The sequence below is a fragment of the Nocardioides dokdonensis FR1436 genome, assembly GCF_001653335.1.
GTDB lineage: Bacteria > Actinomycetota > Actinomycetes > Propionibacteriales > Nocardioidaceae > Nocardioides > Nocardioides dokdonensis.
Genome location: NZ_CP015079.1, coordinates 2395446 through 2410442, shown reverse-complemented (window position 1 = coordinate 2410442; position 14997 = coordinate 2395446). Strand labels below are relative to the sequence as shown.

Sequence of the window (14997 nt, the reverse complement as noted above, 5' to 3'; positions counted from 1 at the left end):
CCCGGCGTCTCCTAGAGTGCGCTCATGGCCCATCTCGACCCGATCCTCGAAGACCACTACGCGACCGTCCTGGCGCGCAACCCCGGTGAGGGGGAGTTCCACCAGGCCGTCCTGGAGGTCCTCGAGACGCTCGCACCCGTCGTGACCCGGCACCCGGAGTACACCGACCAGTCGGTCATCGAGCGGATCTGCGAGCCCGAGCGCCAGCTGATCTTCCGGGTCCCGTGGGTCGACGACAAGGGGAACGTGCAGGTCAACCGGGCCTTCCGCGTCGAGTTCAACTCCGCGCTCGGCCCCTACAAGGGCGGGATGCGCTTCCACCCGTCGGTCTACCTGGGGATCGTGAAGTTCCTCGGCTTCGAGCAGATCTTCAAGAACGCCCTGACCGGGATGCCCATCGGCGGCGGCAAGGGCGGGTCCGACTTCGACCCCAAGGGCCGCAGCGACGGCGAGGTGATGCGCTTCTGCCAGTCGCTGATGACCGAGCTCTACCGCCACCTCGGTGAGTACACCGACGTCCCCGCCGGAGACATCGGCGTGGGCGAGCGTGAGATCGGCTACCTCTTCGGGCAGTACAAGCGGATCACCAACCGTTACGAGTCGGGTGTGCTGACCGGCAAGGGCCTGGCCTACGGCGGCTCGCAGGTGCGCAAGGAGGCGACCGGCTTCGGCACCGTCTTCTTCACCGAGCAGATGCTGGCCGCGGCCAACAAGAGCATCTCCGGCAAGCGCGTCGTCGTCTCCGGCAGCGGCAACGTCGCCATCTACGCCGCCCAGAAGGCCGCCGACCTCGGCGCCCAGGTCGTGGCGTGCTCGGACTCCTCGGGCTACGTCTACGACGGGGCCGGCCTCGACGTCGACCTGCTGCGCCAGGTCAAGGAGGTCGACCGGGCCCGGATCTCGGCGTACGCCGACGAGCGCGGCAGCGCCAAGTTCGTCGAGGGCGGCAGCGTCTGGGACGTGCCCTGCGAGGTGGCCCTGCCCTGCGCCACCCAGAACGAGCTCGGGGTCGAGGCCGCGCGCACCCTGGTGGCCAACGGCGTGCTCGCCGTCGCCGAGGGCGCCAACATGCCCTGCACCCCCGACGCCGCCCACGTCTTCCGCGACTCCGGTGTGCTCTTCGCCCCGGGCAAGGCCGCCAACGCCGGTGGCGTGGCCACCAGCGCCCTGGAGATGCAGCAGAACGCCTCGCGCGACTCCTGGACCTTCAAGCACACCGAGGAGCGGCTGCACCAGATCATGGCCGGCATCCACGAGGGCTGCGCCACGGCCGCCGAGGAGTACGGCGCCCCGGGCGACTACGTCACCGGCGCCAACATCGCCGGTTTCCTCAAGGTCGCCGACGCGATGCTCGCCCACGGCGTCGTCTGACGGTCCTTCCGGGGCGACCTGGCGCCGTCGGCTAGCGCATCAGCGCGTCGACCAGCGTCTCCTGCAGGTAGCCGACCCACTCGTAGATGTCGTGCGCCTGGGAGCGCGGGTCGTCCTCGGGCAGGTCGAGCCAGTACTCCTCGTCCCCGTCCTCGACCTCGAGGCGGGTGGCGAGGGCCAGGCGCAGGTCGGCGAACGAGCGCAGCCAGGACGTCGCGACGTCCTGCTCGAGCTCGACGTCGATCATCAGGCCGTCCTCGTCCAGCTCGGAGGGCAGCCCGGCCTCCTCGAGGGTGTCGATGACCAGGCAGGCCGCGGCCGCCTTGCTGTCGCGCAGCCCGCCCTCGGTGAAGCGGCGGAACTCGCCGGCCGCCTCCTCGTCGTCGGGGTAGGCGGTCGGGAACAGCCGCGCGAGCACCGGGTCCTCCGGCTCGGTGGTGGGCCCCGAGAAGTCCATCATCGCCTCGAGCGGGTCGCGGTCCTCGTCGGGGACGGCCGCCTCGTTGCGCAGCAGCTCGACGAGCTGGGAGGCCAACGAGCGCAGCAGGTCGGCCTCGAAGCCGGAGAACGTGGCGATGATCCGCTTGCTGCGGCGGTGGCGTGCGAAGGCGCTCAAAGCGGCTCAGTCGTCCTTCTGCATCGTGGCCCACAGGCCGTACTCGTGCAGCGCCTGCACGTCGCGCTCCATCTCCTCGCGGCTTCCCGCGGAGACCACCGAGCGTCCCTCCTCGTGGACCTGCATCATCAGCTTCTCCGCCTTCTTCTTGGGATAGCCGAAGTAGGTGCGGAACACGTAGGTGACGTAGGACATCAGGTTGACCGGGTCGTTCCACACGATCACCACCCACGGCGTGGTGGGGGTGAGGAGCTCCTCGGGCGTCGTGGTCGGCTCGACCTCGACCGGGCTGGGCGCGGACACGACTCCATGCTTGCACAACCCTGCACGCGTCCTCCCTAGGGTGTGCACGTGACCCGGACGACCGCGCTGCTCACCGACCACTACGAGCTGACGATGCTGCAGGCCGCCCTGGCGGGCGGCACCGCGGAACGACGCTGCGTCTTCGAGCTGTTCTCCCGCTCCCTGCCCGACGGGCGCCGCTACGGCGTGGTCGCCGGGGTCGGTCGGGCCCTCGACGCGCTCGAGGCCTTCCGCTTCGACCAGGAGAGCCTCGACGCCCTCGACGGCGTCGTCGACGAGCCCACCCTGGCCTGGTTGTCCGCCTACCGCTTCTCCGGCGACGTGCAGGGCTACGGCGAGGGCGAGACCTACTTCCCCGGCTCGCCGCTGCTGGTGGTCGAGGCCAGCTTCGCCGAGGCGGTGCTGCTCGAGACCGTGCTGCTCTCGATCTACAACCACGACTCCGCCATCGCGGCCGCCGCGTCGCGGATGACCCGGGCGGCCGGCGACCGCCCGTGCATCGAGATGGGCTCGCGGCGCACCCACGAGGAGGCCGCGGTGGCCGCGGCCAGGGCGGCGTACGTCGCGGGGTTCGAGGCGACCTCGAACCTCGCGGCCCGGCACCGGTGGGGCGTGCCCTCGACGGGCACGTCGGCGCACAGCTTCACGCTGCTGCACGACACCGAGGCCGACGCGTTCCGCGTGCAGGTGGACTCGCTCGGCGTCGGCACCACGCTGCTGGTCGACACCTACGACGTCGCCGAGGCCGTGCGCCTGGGCGTCGAGGTCGCCGGCACCGGCCTCGGCGCGGTGCGCCTGGACTCCGGGGACCTCGGCGTGCTCGCCCACCAGGTGCGCGAGCAGCTCGACTCGCTCGGCGCCCACGACACCCGGATCGTGGTGACCAGCGACCTCGACGAGTACGCCATCGCGGGGCTGGGCGCCGCGCCCGTGGACGGGTACGGCGTGGGCACCCAGCTGGTCACCGGCAGCGGGCACCCCACGTGCGGGATGGTCTACAAGCTCGTCGCCCGCGAGGACTCCCGCGGGGAGATGGAGCCGGTGGCCAAGCGCAGCAGCAAGAAGGCGTCCTTCGGTGGGCGCAAGTGGGCGCACCGGCACCTCGGGACGGACGGCTACGCCGAGGCCGAGGTGGTCGGCACCGGCCCCGCCCCCGATCCGGGACCGCGCAGCCGCGACCTGCTGGTGCCGCTGGTGCGCGCCGGTGAGGTGGTGGGGCGCGAACCCCTCGCCGACGCCCGGGCCCGGCACCTCGCCTCCCGCGAGGAGCTGCCGCTGGCGGCGCAGTCGATGAGCCGCGGCGAGCCGGTGCTGCCGACCCGACGGGTCGACCCGACGACGGGTGGCTAGGGTCGGGGCATGACGCGAGCGCTGATCGTGGTGGACGTCCAGAACGACTTCTGCGAGGGCGGGTCGTTGGGAGTGGCCGGTGGGGCCGAGGTGGCCCGCGAGATCGGCGCCCTGGTGACCCAGTGGGCCGGCAGCGGCTCCGCGGCGAGCGCCTGGGACCACGTGGTGGCCACCAAGGACCACCACGTCGACCCCGGCGCGCACTGGTCGAGCACGCCCGACTTCGCGACCTCGTGGCCGGTGCACTGCGAGGTCGGCACACCGGGTGAGGAGCTCCACGCCGCCCTCGACCCGGCCGCCTTCGAGGCGGTCTTCCTCAAGGGCGAGCACGAGGCCGCCTACTCCGGGTTCGAGGGCCGCGCCGCCGACGGCTCCGGGCTCGCCGACTGGCTGCGGGCGCGCGAGGTGAGCGAGGTCGACGTGTGCGGCCTGGCCACCGACTACTGCGTGCGGGCCACCGCGCTGGACGCCGTGGCCGCCGGGTTCACCACCCGGGTGCTCACCGAGCTCAGCGCCGGCGTGGCGGCGGAGTCCACGGCGGCCACGCTCACCGAGCTCGAGGCCGCCGGGGTCCAGGTTGTCTGAGCGGTCGGACCCGCTCCTCGCGGGCGTCGACGGTCTCGTCGTCACCCTCGACGCCGGGGTGCTCACCGCCCGCTTCGACCGGCCCGAGGTCTTCAACGCCGTCTCCGGGCAGATGATGCTGGCCCTGGCCGACCTGCTGGAGTCGGTGCCCGCCCGCGACGACGTGCGCGTCGTGGTGCTGACCGGCACCGGGGCGGCCTTCTGCACCGGCGCCGACATCAGCGGCGACGGTGCCCACGAGCGCTTCGACGTACGGGCGATGGACGTGACGAACCGGGTGGTGCGTGCGGTCGTCTCCTGCGACCGACCGGTGCTGGCCGCGGTCAACGGGATCGCCGCCGGGGTCGGTTGCTCGGTGGCGCTGGCCGCCGACCTGGTCGTCGCAGCGGCCTCGTCGTCGTACCTGCTGGCGTTCACCCGCATCGGCTTCATGCCCGACGGCGGCGCCTCGGCCACCGTCGCCGCGTCGATCGGGCGCGCCCGGGCGATGCGGATGGCGCTGCTCGCCGAGCCGCTCTCGGCCCAGGAGGCGTACGACGCCGGCCTCGTCTCGCACCTGGCCAGCGACGACGACTTCCCCGACCTGGTGGCCACCCTGGCCCGCCGACTCGCGGCCGGTCCCCCGCTGGCGCTGGCCGCCACCAAGAAGGCCGTCAACGCCGCCACCCTGCTCCCCCTCGAGGACGCCCTCGAGCGCGAGCGCACCGGCCAGAGCGTCCTGATGCGCACCGCCGACGTCGCCGAGGGGATGGCCGCCTTCTCCGAGCGCCGCCGCCCCACCTTCCGCGGCGAGTAGGCACGAGCAGTCACTTTCGCACCACCGACCGGTCACTTTCCGCACACCCCGGGGACCAGAAGTGACTGGTCGACGGTGCGAAAGTGACCGCTCGTCGGGCGACCCCCCAAGAAGTCCTTGACAGTGGGGAACGGGTGGGTGTGAACTGACTCTCCAATACATCTTGGAGGGTGAGATGGTGGACGAGATCTCGGCGATGCGGGCGATCGCCCATCCGGTGCGGCTGCGGATGCTGTCGCTGCTGACCGGTACGGCGATGAGCGCGGCGGAGGTGGCGCGCGAGCTGGACCTGACCCACGCGAACGCCAGCTACCACCTGCGACTGCTGGCCGATGCCGGCGAGTTGGTGGTCGACGGCGAGGAGAAGATCCGCGGCGGGGTCGCCAAGCGCTACCGCTACCCGCACGAGCGCGACCTGGCGCCGAGCGAGCCGGGCACCCCGACGAGGCCCAGTGCGCCGGCGGCGTACCTGCGAGCGCTGGGCAAGGAGCTCGAGCGGCGCAGCAGGTCGCGCGCGGCCTCGACCCAGAGCCTGAGCAGCGACCTGGAGGGCTGGGTCGACGAGGACACCTGGAAGGAGGCGCTCGAGCTGCTGATGAGCGCCGCGCGCCTGCTGCACGAGCGCAACCGTCCGCCCCGCACCCCGGGCACCGTGCACGTCAGCGCGACCTCCGTGGCGTTCCGGATGCAGGACGATCAATGACCACCGGGGCGCTCGCGCCGCTGCGGGAGCGCAACTTCCGCCTCTACTTCGCCTCGCGCATCGTCAACCTGCTCGGCGCCCTGATGGCCCCGGTGGCGCTGGCCTTCGCGGTGCTGCAGATCAGCGACTCCCCCACTGCGCTGGGCGTCGTGCTGGCCGCGCACAGCATCCCGATGGTGGTCTTCCTGCTCGTCGGCGGCGTGCTGGCCGACCGCTTCGGGCGGACGCTGGTCATCCAGACCTCCAACGTCGTGGCCGGGTTCAGCCAGCTCGCCATCGCCACCCTCGTGATCACCGGGCAGGCCCAGATCTGGCACGTCGTCGTGCTCACCGCCGTCAACGGCGTCGCTGCCGCGGCGGCGCTGCCGGCCCTTGCGGGCGTGCTGCCACAGCTGGTGCCGCGCGCCCAGCTGCAGCCCGCCAACGTGCTGGTCTCGATGGCCGGCGGCGCCCTGGCGGTCGCGGGCCCGACCGTCTCGAGCCTGCTGGTGGTGGGGGTCGGGCCCGGTTGGGCACTGGGCGTCGACGGGGTGACCTATCTGGGGGCCGCCGCCCTGCTGTCGTGCATCGAGCTGCCCCGACCGGTGCGCGCGGCCGGCTCCTCGGCCGTCGCCGACCTGCGTGAGGGGTGGACCTACTTCCGCAGCACGCCCTGGCTCTGGATCGTCGTGCTGGCCTTCAGCATGATCTGCGCCGTCCACCAGGGCGGCTTCTTCACCCTCGGCCCGGCGCTGGCCAAGGGCTCCGCCCTGGGCGAGCGCGGCTGGGGCCTGATCCTGTCGGCCGAGGCCCTCGGGCTGCTGGTGGCCGGGCTCGTGCTGCTCCGGGTCCGCCTCGAGCGGCCCCTCTTCTGGGGCATGCTCGGCACCGCCGTGTACGGCGCCCCGCTGATCGCGCTCGGTCTCACCGACGACCTCGGGATCGCCCTGCTCGCCGCACTGGGCGCGGGCGCGGGGATCGGCGTCTTCGAGCTCGCCTGGAACCTCGCGATGCAGGAGAACGTGCCCGCCGACATGCTCTCGCGGGCGTTCTCCTACGACGCCCTCGGCTCCTTCGCCGCGATCCCGCTGGGCCAGCTGATGGCCGGCCCGCTGGCCGTCGCGTTCGGCCTGCGGCCGGTCATGCTGGTGGCCGGGCTGCTGCTCACCGGGGTCGCCCTGCTGACCCTGCTCTCCCCCGCGGTGCGCACCCTCCCGCGTGCCAGAACTGACTTCTCGATGGTGCAGAAGTGACCGCTCGTCCGGGGTCGGGGGCGTGCGGTCAGGAGCACCACCGCTCGACGAGGGTGCGCAGGACGGTGGGGTTGCGGGTGGTGGCGACCGTGCCGAGCGTCTTCTCGACCAGGGCGTTGCTCAGCCGGGTGCCGTGGACCCCGTCGGGGCCGACGAGGAGGTGCACGGCGCGGCCGCCGAGGACCACCCGCTCCCCCTCGCCCGCCCGGGCCTGCAGGGCCGCGAGCGCCTCGGGTGCGGGGCGCTCGCGCAGCAGCGCGACGTAGTGGTGGCCGTCGTGCTCGATCGCCGTGGCGGCGGCGTCGACCTCGCGCAGCTCGTCGGGAGTCAGCACGAGCGTGGGGACCTCGAAGCCGCGGTCGGCCAGGAACGCCGCCTCCAGGGCGGCCTCGATGCGCGCGGCGGCGCGCATCGAGGTCTCCAGCCGCACGTTGCCGGTGTTGAGGTGGGTCAGCACGCCGGTGAAACCGGCGCCCTCGACCGCGGCGACGACGTCGTCGCGCGGGAACTTCCGCTTCGCTCCGAGGTTGATGGCGCGCAGGAAGGCGATCCGGGTGCTCATGCCCGCGATCCTGCCCGCGGGGGCGGCGAGGCGCCAGCGGGCAGGAGCCGTCAGGCGGACTTGGTGTTGACCGTGATCTTGGCGATCCCGACGAGGAGCTGGTCGGTGACGGCCTTGGTGCCGTAGGTGTCGTTGAGCAGGCCGGCGGCGACGTCGGAGATGAAGACCTTCGTGCCCTCCAGCACGGCGAACCTGCCGTCCTTGATGGTGGCGAGGTCCTTCAACGTGCGCCCGTCGAGCCGGAAGAGGTAGGCGTTGGTGACGGCGGTGCTGCCGTTGACGGCGACGTCGCCGTAGACCCGGGACACGCCGGGGTCGACGTTGAAGTTGCTCAGCCGCACGGTCGTGCCGCCCGCGGCCAGGGTCAGCCCGGAGCCCTCGTGCTGCAGCTGGCCGATGACGTACGGCGACACCTCGCCGGGGGTGTACACCGAGACGTTGCCACCGCTGATGGGGAAGACGAGGGAGCCCTTGACCAGCCGGGCCGCACCGGTGACGCCGGGGGTGAGCCCCAGGCCGTCGAGCGCCTCGACGAAGCCCTTGTCCAGCTTGATCGCGGTGGTCTTCCCCTGGACGGCGGCGATCTCCGCGACCGGCTGCGGCGGGCCGTCGAAGGACGCGTCGGCGTCGTCGCCGCACGCCGCCAGGGGCAGTGTCAGGGCGAGCACGGCAGCGCCGACGGCGAGCCGGCGCAGGGGACGGAGGGGCGGGCGCAGGGCCATGACGGAATCCGTTCGGAGGGAGCAGGAAGGGGGACGGTGACTGTTCGTCACCGCCCCCCTCCCGGATGGGTCGCGCCTCAGGCAGGCAGGTCGACCGTGATCTCCGCGATGCCGACGAGCAGGCCGGGCTTGACCGCGTCGGTGCCGAAGGTGTCGTTGAGCAGACCGGCGGCGGGCTCCGAGATCTTGACCTCGGTACCCTCGAGCACCGCCTGGCCGCCATCGACCTGCAGCGGGTTCAGGGTCCGACCGTCGAGCTGGAACAGGAACGCGCTCTCGACGGCGACCTTGCCGTTGACGGCGACGTCGCCGTAGACCCGGGAGACGCCCGGGTCGACGTTGAGGTTCAGCAGCTCGACGGTGGTGCCGCCCGCGCTCAGCGAGAGCCCCGAGCTGACGTGCTGGAGCTGACCGATGACGTACGGCGAGACGGTGCCGGGCTCGAAGACGGTGACGTTGCCACCGGTGATCGGGAAGCTGAGCTCGGCCCCCTCGAGGGTGGCCTCGCCGACGGTGCCGGGCGTGAGCTTCAGCTGGGTCAGGGCGTCGAGGAAGCCCTTGTCGAGGGTGATCTGGGTGCTGTCCCCGGTGAGGGCCTCGATGACGGCGACCGGCTCGGGGGCGCTCTGGGCGACCTCGGAGCTGCTGGAGCCAGCGGCCTCGGCGTCGTTCTCGGAGCCGCAGGCGCTGATCGGCAGTGCGACCAGCGCGGCGACGGCGATGCCTCCGGCGATGCGACGGACGCGGCGGGTGCGGGGCGTGGTGGTGATCGAGCGCATGGGGTGCTCCCTGTCGGGGTGGGTGCTTCAACTTCTGACGACAGGGGTTCGAGGGACAGGCGCCCTCCGGATGGGCCGGGCGGCGGTGACCTGCGTCACCCCCGGCCCCGCGGCCGGCTCAGAGGTTGCCGCGCAGCTCCTGCTCGCGCTCGATGGCCTGGAAGAGCGCCTTGAAGTTGCCCTTGCCGAAGCCCAGCGAGCCGTGCCGCTCGATGAGCTCGTAGAAGACCGTGGGACGGTCGCCGACCGGCTTGGTGAAGATCTGCAGCAGGTAGCCGTCCTCGTCGCGGTCGACCAGGATGCCGCGCTGCTTCAGCTCCTCGATCGGCACCCGCACCTCGCCGATCCGCTCACGCAGCGCCGGGTCGTCGTAGTAGGAGTCGGGGGTGTCGAGGAACGCGATGCCGTTCGCGCGCAGGATGTCGACCGAGCGCAGGATGTCGTTGGTCGCCAGCGCGATGTGCTGGCAGCCGGCACCGTCGTAGAACTCCAGGTACTCGTCGATCTGCGACTTCTTCTTCGCGATCGCCGGCTCGTTGAGGGGGAACTTCACCCGGTGGTTGCCGCTGGCCACGACCTTCGACATCAGCGCCGAGTAGTCGGTGGCGATGTCGTCACCGATGAACTCGGCCATGTTCGTGAAGCCCATGACCTTGTTGTAGAAGGTCACCCACTCGTCCATCCGGCCGAGCTCGACGTTGCCGACGCAGTGGTCGACGGCCTGGAAGAGACGCTTGGGGTGCCCCTCGCGGCGCTCCACCACGGTCGAGCGCGCCTCGAAGCCGGGCAGGTAGGGGCCGTCGTAGCGCGACCGGTCGACCAGCGTGTGACGCGTCTCGCCGTACGTCGCGATGGCGGCCATCCGCACGACGCCGTGCTCGTCGGAGATCTCGTAGGGCTCGTCGAGGATCGTGGCCCCGACCGACCGGGCGTGGTCGATGCAGCGGTCGACGTCGGGCACCTCCAGGGCCAGGTCGACCACCCCGTCGCCGTGCTTGCGGTGGTGCTCGAGCAGCGGGCTGTCGGGGGTGACCCCGCCGGCGAAGACGAACCGGGCGCTGCCCGAGCGGAGCACGAAGACCTTGGCGTCGCGCAGCCCGTTCTCGGGGCCGCGGTAGGCCTCGAGCTCCATGCCGAAGGCGAGCTGGTAGAAGGTCGCGGTCTGGGTGGCGTTGCCGACCACGAAGCAGATCGCGTCCATCGCCGTGACCGGGAACGGGTCGCTGCTGGCGTCGTACTCGACGAGGCCGACCAGCTGGCGCAGCTGGTCGAGCGTCAGGTCGGCCTTGAGCTCGTCCTCGGTCAGGGCGCCACCGGTGGTGGGGGTGTCGTGCGTCGTCGTCATGCGCCCAGCCTGATGAGATAGGGCAGACTGCGCAATCGAACGTCGCCACGCTGGTCAGGTTGCACAGTCGAAGGAGCACCCATGGACGATCTGGACGTCAGGTTGATCGATCTCTTCAGCACCGAGCCGCGCATCGGCGTCCTCGAGGCGTCGCGCCGGCTCGGGGTCGCCCGGGGGACCGTGCAGGCCCGGCTCGACAAGCTCGTCGAGCGCGGCGTCGTGACCGGCTGGGGCCCGCACCTCTCCCCCGCCGCCCTCGGCTACCCGGTCACGGCCTTCCTGACCCTGGAGATCCGCCAGGACGCCGGCACCCGGCCGGAGGACGCGCGGGCCGGGGGCGCCAGCGGCCACGACGTGGTCGGCGAGCACCTCGCCCGCATCCCCGAGGTGCTCGAGGCGCACACGATCACCGGCGCCGGCGACCTCTTCGCCCGCGTGGTGGCCGGCTCCAACGCCGACCTGCAGCGCGTCATCGACCGGGTGCTGGCCCACCCGGCCATCACCCGCTCCTCGACCGTCATCGCGCTGGCGACACAGGTCGGCTACCGGGCCCTCCCCCTCGTCCGGGCCGCGGCGACCTGAGGTCCCTCAGCTCGCGGCGCGACCCGAGAGCAGGTCGGCGACCTCGTCGGCGGCGGCGGTCACGGCCCGGGCCACGACCCGCTCGTCGAGGACACCGAGGGTGACGATGCCGACGCTGGCCTCGAGCCCCTCGACGTCGCGGACCGGGGCGGCTAGTCCGCGCGCACCGGTCTGCAGCTCCCCCTCGGTCACCGAGTACGCCGCCGGCGCGCGCCCGCTGCGGGCCAGGAGGATCGCCCGACCTGCGGCGCCCTGGGCCAGCGGATGGCGGGTGCCGACCCGGTAGCCCACGTGGAAGTCGGTCCACGAGGGCTCGACCACGGCCACGGCCAGCGCCTCGGCGCCCTCGGCCACGGTCAGGTGGGCGGTGCAGCCCACGGTCTCGGCCAGCCGGCGCAGCACCGGCCCGGCGAGGTCGCGCAGCACCGGCTGCACGGCGGAGGCCAGGTGCAGCACGCCCAGCCCGACGTGGAGGCGACCGCGCGCGTCGCGGCGTACGAGCGTGTGCTGCTCGAGGGTGCTGACCAGCCGGTAGACGACGGTGCGGTTGACCGAGAGCCGCGCGGCGAGCTCGGTGACGGTCAGCCCGCCGGCGGAGGTCGCCAGGGTCTCGAGGACGCGCAGCCCGCGGTCGAGGGTCTGGGAGGTCTCGGCCGGCACGCCGTCATCCTAGGCCTCAGCCGGACTTGCGGGCCGCCCACTCGCGGACGCGGTCGATGCGGGCGCGCAGCTGCTCGGCGTTGGCGATCGCGGCGGCCGGTCCGCCGCACTCCTTGCGCAGCGCGGAGTGGGTGATGCCGTGCGCCTGGCCGGTGCGGTGGAACCACGCGGCGACCAGCCCGTTGAGCTCGCGGCGCAGCACGGCGAGCTGCTCGTGGGTGGAGACCTGCTCGATGCTCGGGACCGGCGCGGCCGCGGCCGCGGCGGTGGGCTTCTGCTTGCGGGCCCGGTCGGACTGGCGCTGGCGCAGCAGGTCGCGCATCTGGCCGGGCTCGAGGAGACCGGGGATGCCGAGGAAGTCCATCTCCTCCTCGGAGCCCACCTGGACCTCGCCCTCGTGGCCGAAGGTCGCACCGTCGTAGAGCACGTGGTCGAAGCGGGCCTCGGAGCCCAGCGCCTCGAACGGCAGGAACTGCTCGTCGGAGGAGGCGGACTCGCCGGCGTTGGCCTGCGCGAGCAGGTCGTCCTCGGCGGCGAAGAGGTCGTCCTCGTCGGTGATGGTGCGTCCGAGGACGTGGTCGCGCTCGACCTCCATCTCGGAGGCGTAGGTGAGCAGCCGGGGCACGGAGGGCAGGAAGATCGAGGCCATCTCGCCGCGGGTCCGGGCGCGCACGAAACGACCCACGGCCTGGGCGAAGAACAGCGGCGTCGAGGTGGTGGTGGCCCAGACCCCGACCGCCAGCCGGGGCACGTCGACGCCCTCGGAGACCATCCGCACCGCGACCATCCAGCGCGACTCGTCGGCGGCGAAGGCGCTGATCTTCTTCGAGGCGGCCTTCTCGTCGGAGAGCACGACCGTGGGCGACTCGCCGGTGATCTGGCGCAGCGTCTTGGCGTAGGCCCGCGCACTGTCCTGGTCGGTGGCGATGACCAGGCCACCGGCGTCCGGGACGTGGCGGCGCACCTCGGAGAGACGCTTGTCGGCGGCCGCGAGCACCGAGGGGATCCACGACCCCTCGGGGTCGAGCGCGGTGCGCAGCGCCTGGTTGGTCAGGTCCTTGGTCAGCGGCTCGCCCAGCCGCGCGGCGATCTCGTCACCGGCGCGGGTGCGCCAGCTCATCTCGCCGGAGTAGGCCAGGAAGAGCACCGGGCGCACGACGTGGTCGGCCAGCGCGTGGGAGTACCCGTAGGTGTAGTCGGCGGCCGAGCGCGGGATGCCGTCGGGACCCGGCGCGTAGGTGACGAACGGGATCGGGTTCACGTCGGAGCGGAACGGCGTGCCGGTCAGCGCCAGGCGACGGGTCGCGGGCTGGAAGGCCTCGCGCACGCCCTCGCCCCACGACAGCGCGTCGCCGGCGTGGTGCACCTCGTCGAGGATGACCAGGGTCTTGAAGCGCTCGGTGCGGATCCGCATCGCGAGCGGGTTGACCGCGACCCCGGCGTAGGTGACGGCGATGCCGACGTAGTCCTGCGAGGTCCTGCCCTTGCCGGCGGCGTACGCCGGGTCGATCGGGATGCCGGCCCGCTCGGCGGCCTGCGCCCACTGGGTCTTCAGGTGCTCGGTCGGCGCCACCACGGTGACCCGGTCGATGATGCGGCGCCCCAGGAGCTCGGCGGCCACCGAGAGCGCGAACGTGGTCTTGCCGGCGCCGGGCGTCGCCACGGCGAGGAAGTCACGTGGCTGCTCGGAGAAGTACTGCTCCATCGCCGCCTGTTGCCAGGCGCGCAACGACGGCGCGGTGCCCCACGCGGCCCGCTCGGGCCAGGCGGGGGGCAGCGCGGGCGTCAGCGAGGGGCCGGACCCGTCGTCGAGGGGGATGTCCGGCTGGTGCGGGCCCGTCACGCGTCGGAACCGCCCGTGTTGTCCTTGAAGGACTCCCACACGTCCTTGCAGTCCGGGCAGACGGGGAACTTCTCCGGCGAGCGGCTCGGCACCCAGACCTTGCCGCACAGTGCGATGACGGGCGTGCCCATCACCATCGCCTCGGTCAGCTTGTCCTTGTCGACGTAGTGGGAGAACCGCTCGTGGTCGCCCTCGTCGGTCGGGACGGTGCGGCGGTCCTCGCGGACGCCCTCATCGACGGCGGTGCCGGTCCCGAATCCGAAGCTGCTCACGGAAGCACCCTACGCGAGACCCGGCCTCAGTTCAGGTCGGGATCGATGGGCCGGGTGGAGTGCCAGGCCAGCTCTCCCGGCTGGCGGCGCATCACGTCGCGGCGCAGCCCGGTGGTCTCCTCGCGGAAGACGTCGGAGTCGTGGGCCGGGACGACGTACCAGCTGCCCTCGGCGATCTCGTCGTCGAGCTGCCCGGCACCCCAGCCGGCGTACCCGGCGAAGATCCGCAGCGCGTCGAGGTGCCCGGCGAGCAGCTCGACCGGGGTGTCGAGGTCGACCAGGCCCAACGTCGAGGTGACGGAGCGGAAGCCGAGCGGCTCCTCCCCCGGCTCGACCCGGTGCGCGACCGCCAGCGCGCCCTCGGTGCTGACGGGCCCGCCCTGGAAGAGCACGTCGGGCTCGGCCACCACGGGCCCCCAGTCGGCGAGCACCTCGGCGACCGGCACCGGGCTCGGCCGGTTGAGCACCACGCCGAGCGCACCGTCGGCGTCGGCGTCGAGCACGAGGATCACGGTGTCGACGAAGTTCGGGTCCAGCAGGGCAGGACTGGCCACGAGCAGCATCCCCGCCCGTGCCTCGCCCGTCGCCATGGGACCACTATGCCGCGGATGCGCGAGCAGTCACTTTTGCACCACCGAGCAGTCAGTTGTGCACCTTCGACCAGTCGCGTTCACACCGCCGCGAGGAGCGTCGAAAGAACTTTCGTTGCGTCTGTGGAAAACGGCTTCTGACCTGGTGCTTTGCTGGCTGGGCTGGATAATCCTCAGCATGGTCACCACCGCGCCGCACCCCATCGGCGGTGCTGTCGCGAGAGTGCACGCGGCGCTCGACGACGTGGCTGGTACGCCGGCGTGGTCGATGAGCCAGGGCGCCACTGCGGACGTGCTGGTGGAGATCGCTCGGGCCGAGGCCCGGCTGGTCGAACTGCGCTCGCGGGCCCTGGTGCAGGCCGAGTTGGTGGCGGTCCAGGAACGGAACGCCTCCCCGTCGGTGGCGGTGTGGCACTCGAATGCGACCAGGTCGACTAACTGGGTGTGTCCCTACTGAGCCCGAAACGCACTCTCATGCCGAGCCTCGGACGGTCGGCTTGTGCGGCCTCGCGCCGTAGCCGGAAGGACCGAAGACCCCTCGAGGGGGCCCGCTGGGCGGGGGCCGTCGACGCGAAGGCTGTTCGGTCCTTCTGACTACGAAGCCCTCGCACCAGCCGCTCATTCCGCGATCCGTGCGCTCGGTCATCACACCTCAATCGCATAGAGGGCGCCTCCCTGCTCGACCG

Annotated in this window: 18 protein-coding genes; 8 read left to right on the top strand and 10 right to left on the bottom strand. The window is 72.3% G+C overall.

The features are described 5' to 3' along the window. Positions 1-24 precede the first annotated feature (24 nt). Complete coding sequence (gdhA, locus tag I601_RS11390) at positions 25-1371, top strand: NADP-specific glutamate dehydrogenase (RefSeq protein ID WP_068109626.1); 1347 nt, start codon at positions 25-27, stop codon at positions 1369-1371. A 31-nt stretch (positions 1372-1402) separates the two neighbouring features. Here gdhA and I601_RS11385 read toward each other — a convergent pair whose 3' ends face one another. Together I601_RS11385 and clpS are read right to left on the bottom strand one after the other, a co-directional pair. After that, positions 1403-1987 (bottom strand): DUF2017 domain-containing protein, encoded by a 585-nt coding sequence (locus I601_RS11385; RefSeq protein ID WP_068109623.1) that lies wholly within the window; start codon positions 1985-1987, stop codon positions 1403-1405. Between the two features lie 6 nt (positions 1988-1993). After that, positions 1994-2290: an ATP-dependent Clp protease adapter ClpS gene (gene clpS / locus I601_RS11380; RefSeq protein ID WP_084527500.1), complete on the bottom strand. Its 297-nt coding sequence runs from the start codon at positions 2288-2290 to the stop codon at positions 1994-1996. 48 nt (positions 2291-2338) lie between these two features. Between clpS and I601_RS11375 the strand changes: the two genes are divergently transcribed. From I601_RS11375 to I601_RS11355, 5 genes are all read left to right on the top strand, one after another. Then, positions 2339-3640, top strand: coding sequence for a nicotinate phosphoribosyltransferase (locus I601_RS11375; RefSeq protein ID WP_218917657.1), 1302 nt, complete (start codon positions 2339-2341; stop codon positions 3638-3640). A gap of 9 nt (positions 3641-3649) precedes the next feature. Next, positions 3650-4225, top strand: coding sequence for an isochorismatase family protein (locus tag I601_RS11370; RefSeq protein WP_068109618.1), 576 nt, complete (start codon positions 3650-3652; stop codon positions 4223-4225). Beyond that, complete coding sequence (locus I601_RS11365) at positions 4218-5021, top strand: enoyl-CoA hydratase-related protein (protein ID WP_068109617.1); 804 nt, start codon at positions 4218-4220, stop codon at positions 5019-5021. Before I601_RS11370 ends, I601_RS11365 begins: the two co-directional genes overlap by 8 nt. A gap of 178 nt (positions 5022-5199) precedes the next feature. Further along, entirely contained in the window at positions 5200-5724 is a 525-nt protein-coding gene (locus I601_RS11360) for an ArsR/SmtB family transcription factor (protein ID WP_218917656.1), read from the top strand. After that, entirely contained in the window at positions 5721-6956 is a 1236-nt protein-coding gene (locus tag I601_RS11355; protein WP_068109609.1) for an MFS transporter, read from the top strand. Before I601_RS11360 ends, I601_RS11355 begins: the two co-directional genes overlap by 4 nt. Before the next feature lie 28 nt (positions 6957-6984). On the opposite strand, the gene I601_RS11350 is transcribed toward I601_RS11355, so the two are convergent. The 4 genes from I601_RS11350 to hppD form a co-directional block, all read right to left on the bottom strand. After that, complete coding sequence (locus tag I601_RS11350) at positions 6985-7518, bottom strand: DUF1697 domain-containing protein (protein ID WP_068109608.1); 534 nt, start codon at positions 7516-7518, stop codon at positions 6985-6987. A 50-nt stretch (positions 7519-7568) separates the two neighbouring features. Continuing rightward, entirely contained in the window at positions 7569-8240 is a 672-nt protein-coding gene (locus tag I601_RS11345) for a hypothetical protein (RefSeq protein ID WP_068109605.1), read from the bottom strand. Between the two features lie 77 nt (positions 8241-8317). Beyond that, positions 8318-9019, bottom strand: a complete 702-nt coding sequence (locus tag I601_RS11340) for a hypothetical protein (protein ID WP_068109603.1) — start codon at positions 9017-9019, stop codon at positions 8318-8320. A gap of 118 nt (positions 9020-9137) precedes the next feature. Next, positions 9138-10364 carry a 4-hydroxyphenylpyruvate dioxygenase gene (gene hppD, locus I601_RS11335; RefSeq protein ID WP_084527496.1) on the bottom strand — a complete coding sequence of 409 codons (1227 nt, stop codon included), beginning with the start codon at positions 10362-10364 and terminating at the stop codon, positions 9138-9140. Between the two features lie 81 nt (positions 10365-10445). Between hppD and I601_RS11330 the strand changes: the two genes are divergently transcribed. After that, positions 10446-10946 carry an Lrp/AsnC family transcriptional regulator gene (locus tag I601_RS11330; RefSeq protein WP_068109600.1) on the top strand — a complete coding sequence of 167 codons (501 nt, stop codon included), beginning with the start codon at positions 10446-10448 and terminating at the stop codon, positions 10944-10946. A gap of 6 nt (positions 10947-10952) precedes the next feature. On the opposite strand, the gene I601_RS11325 is transcribed toward I601_RS11330, so the two are convergent. The 4 genes from I601_RS11325 to I601_RS11310 form a co-directional block, all read right to left on the bottom strand. Further along, on the bottom strand, positions 10953-11606 hold the full coding sequence (locus I601_RS11325; RefSeq protein ID WP_068109597.1) for an IclR family transcriptional regulator: 654 nt from the start codon (positions 11604-11606) through the stop codon (positions 10953-10955). A 16-nt stretch (positions 11607-11622) separates the two neighbouring features. Beyond that, the gene (locus tag I601_RS11320; protein ID WP_237089623.1) at positions 11623-13311 is read right to left on the bottom strand and encodes a DEAD/DEAH box helicase; all 1689 of its coding nucleotides are present in this window, start codon (positions 13309-13311) and stop codon (positions 11623-11625) included. Between the two features lie 134 nt (positions 13312-13445). Continuing rightward, positions 13446-13721: a DUF3039 domain-containing protein gene (locus I601_RS11315; RefSeq protein ID WP_068109594.1), complete on the bottom strand. Its 276-nt coding sequence runs from the start codon at positions 13719-13721 to the stop codon at positions 13446-13448. 26 nt (positions 13722-13747) lie between these two features. Next, the gene (locus I601_RS11310) at positions 13748-14311 is read right to left on the bottom strand and encodes a YqgE/AlgH family protein (protein WP_068109589.1); all 564 of its coding nucleotides are present in this window, start codon (positions 14309-14311) and stop codon (positions 13748-13750) included. Positions 14312-14489: 178 nt separating this feature from the next. On the opposite strand from I601_RS11310, the gene I601_RS11305 reads away from it, so the two are divergent. After that, positions 14490-14768, top strand: coding sequence for a hypothetical protein (locus tag I601_RS11305; RefSeq protein WP_157520092.1), 279 nt, complete (start codon positions 14490-14492; stop codon positions 14766-14768). Positions 14769-14997 lie beyond the last annotated feature (229 nt).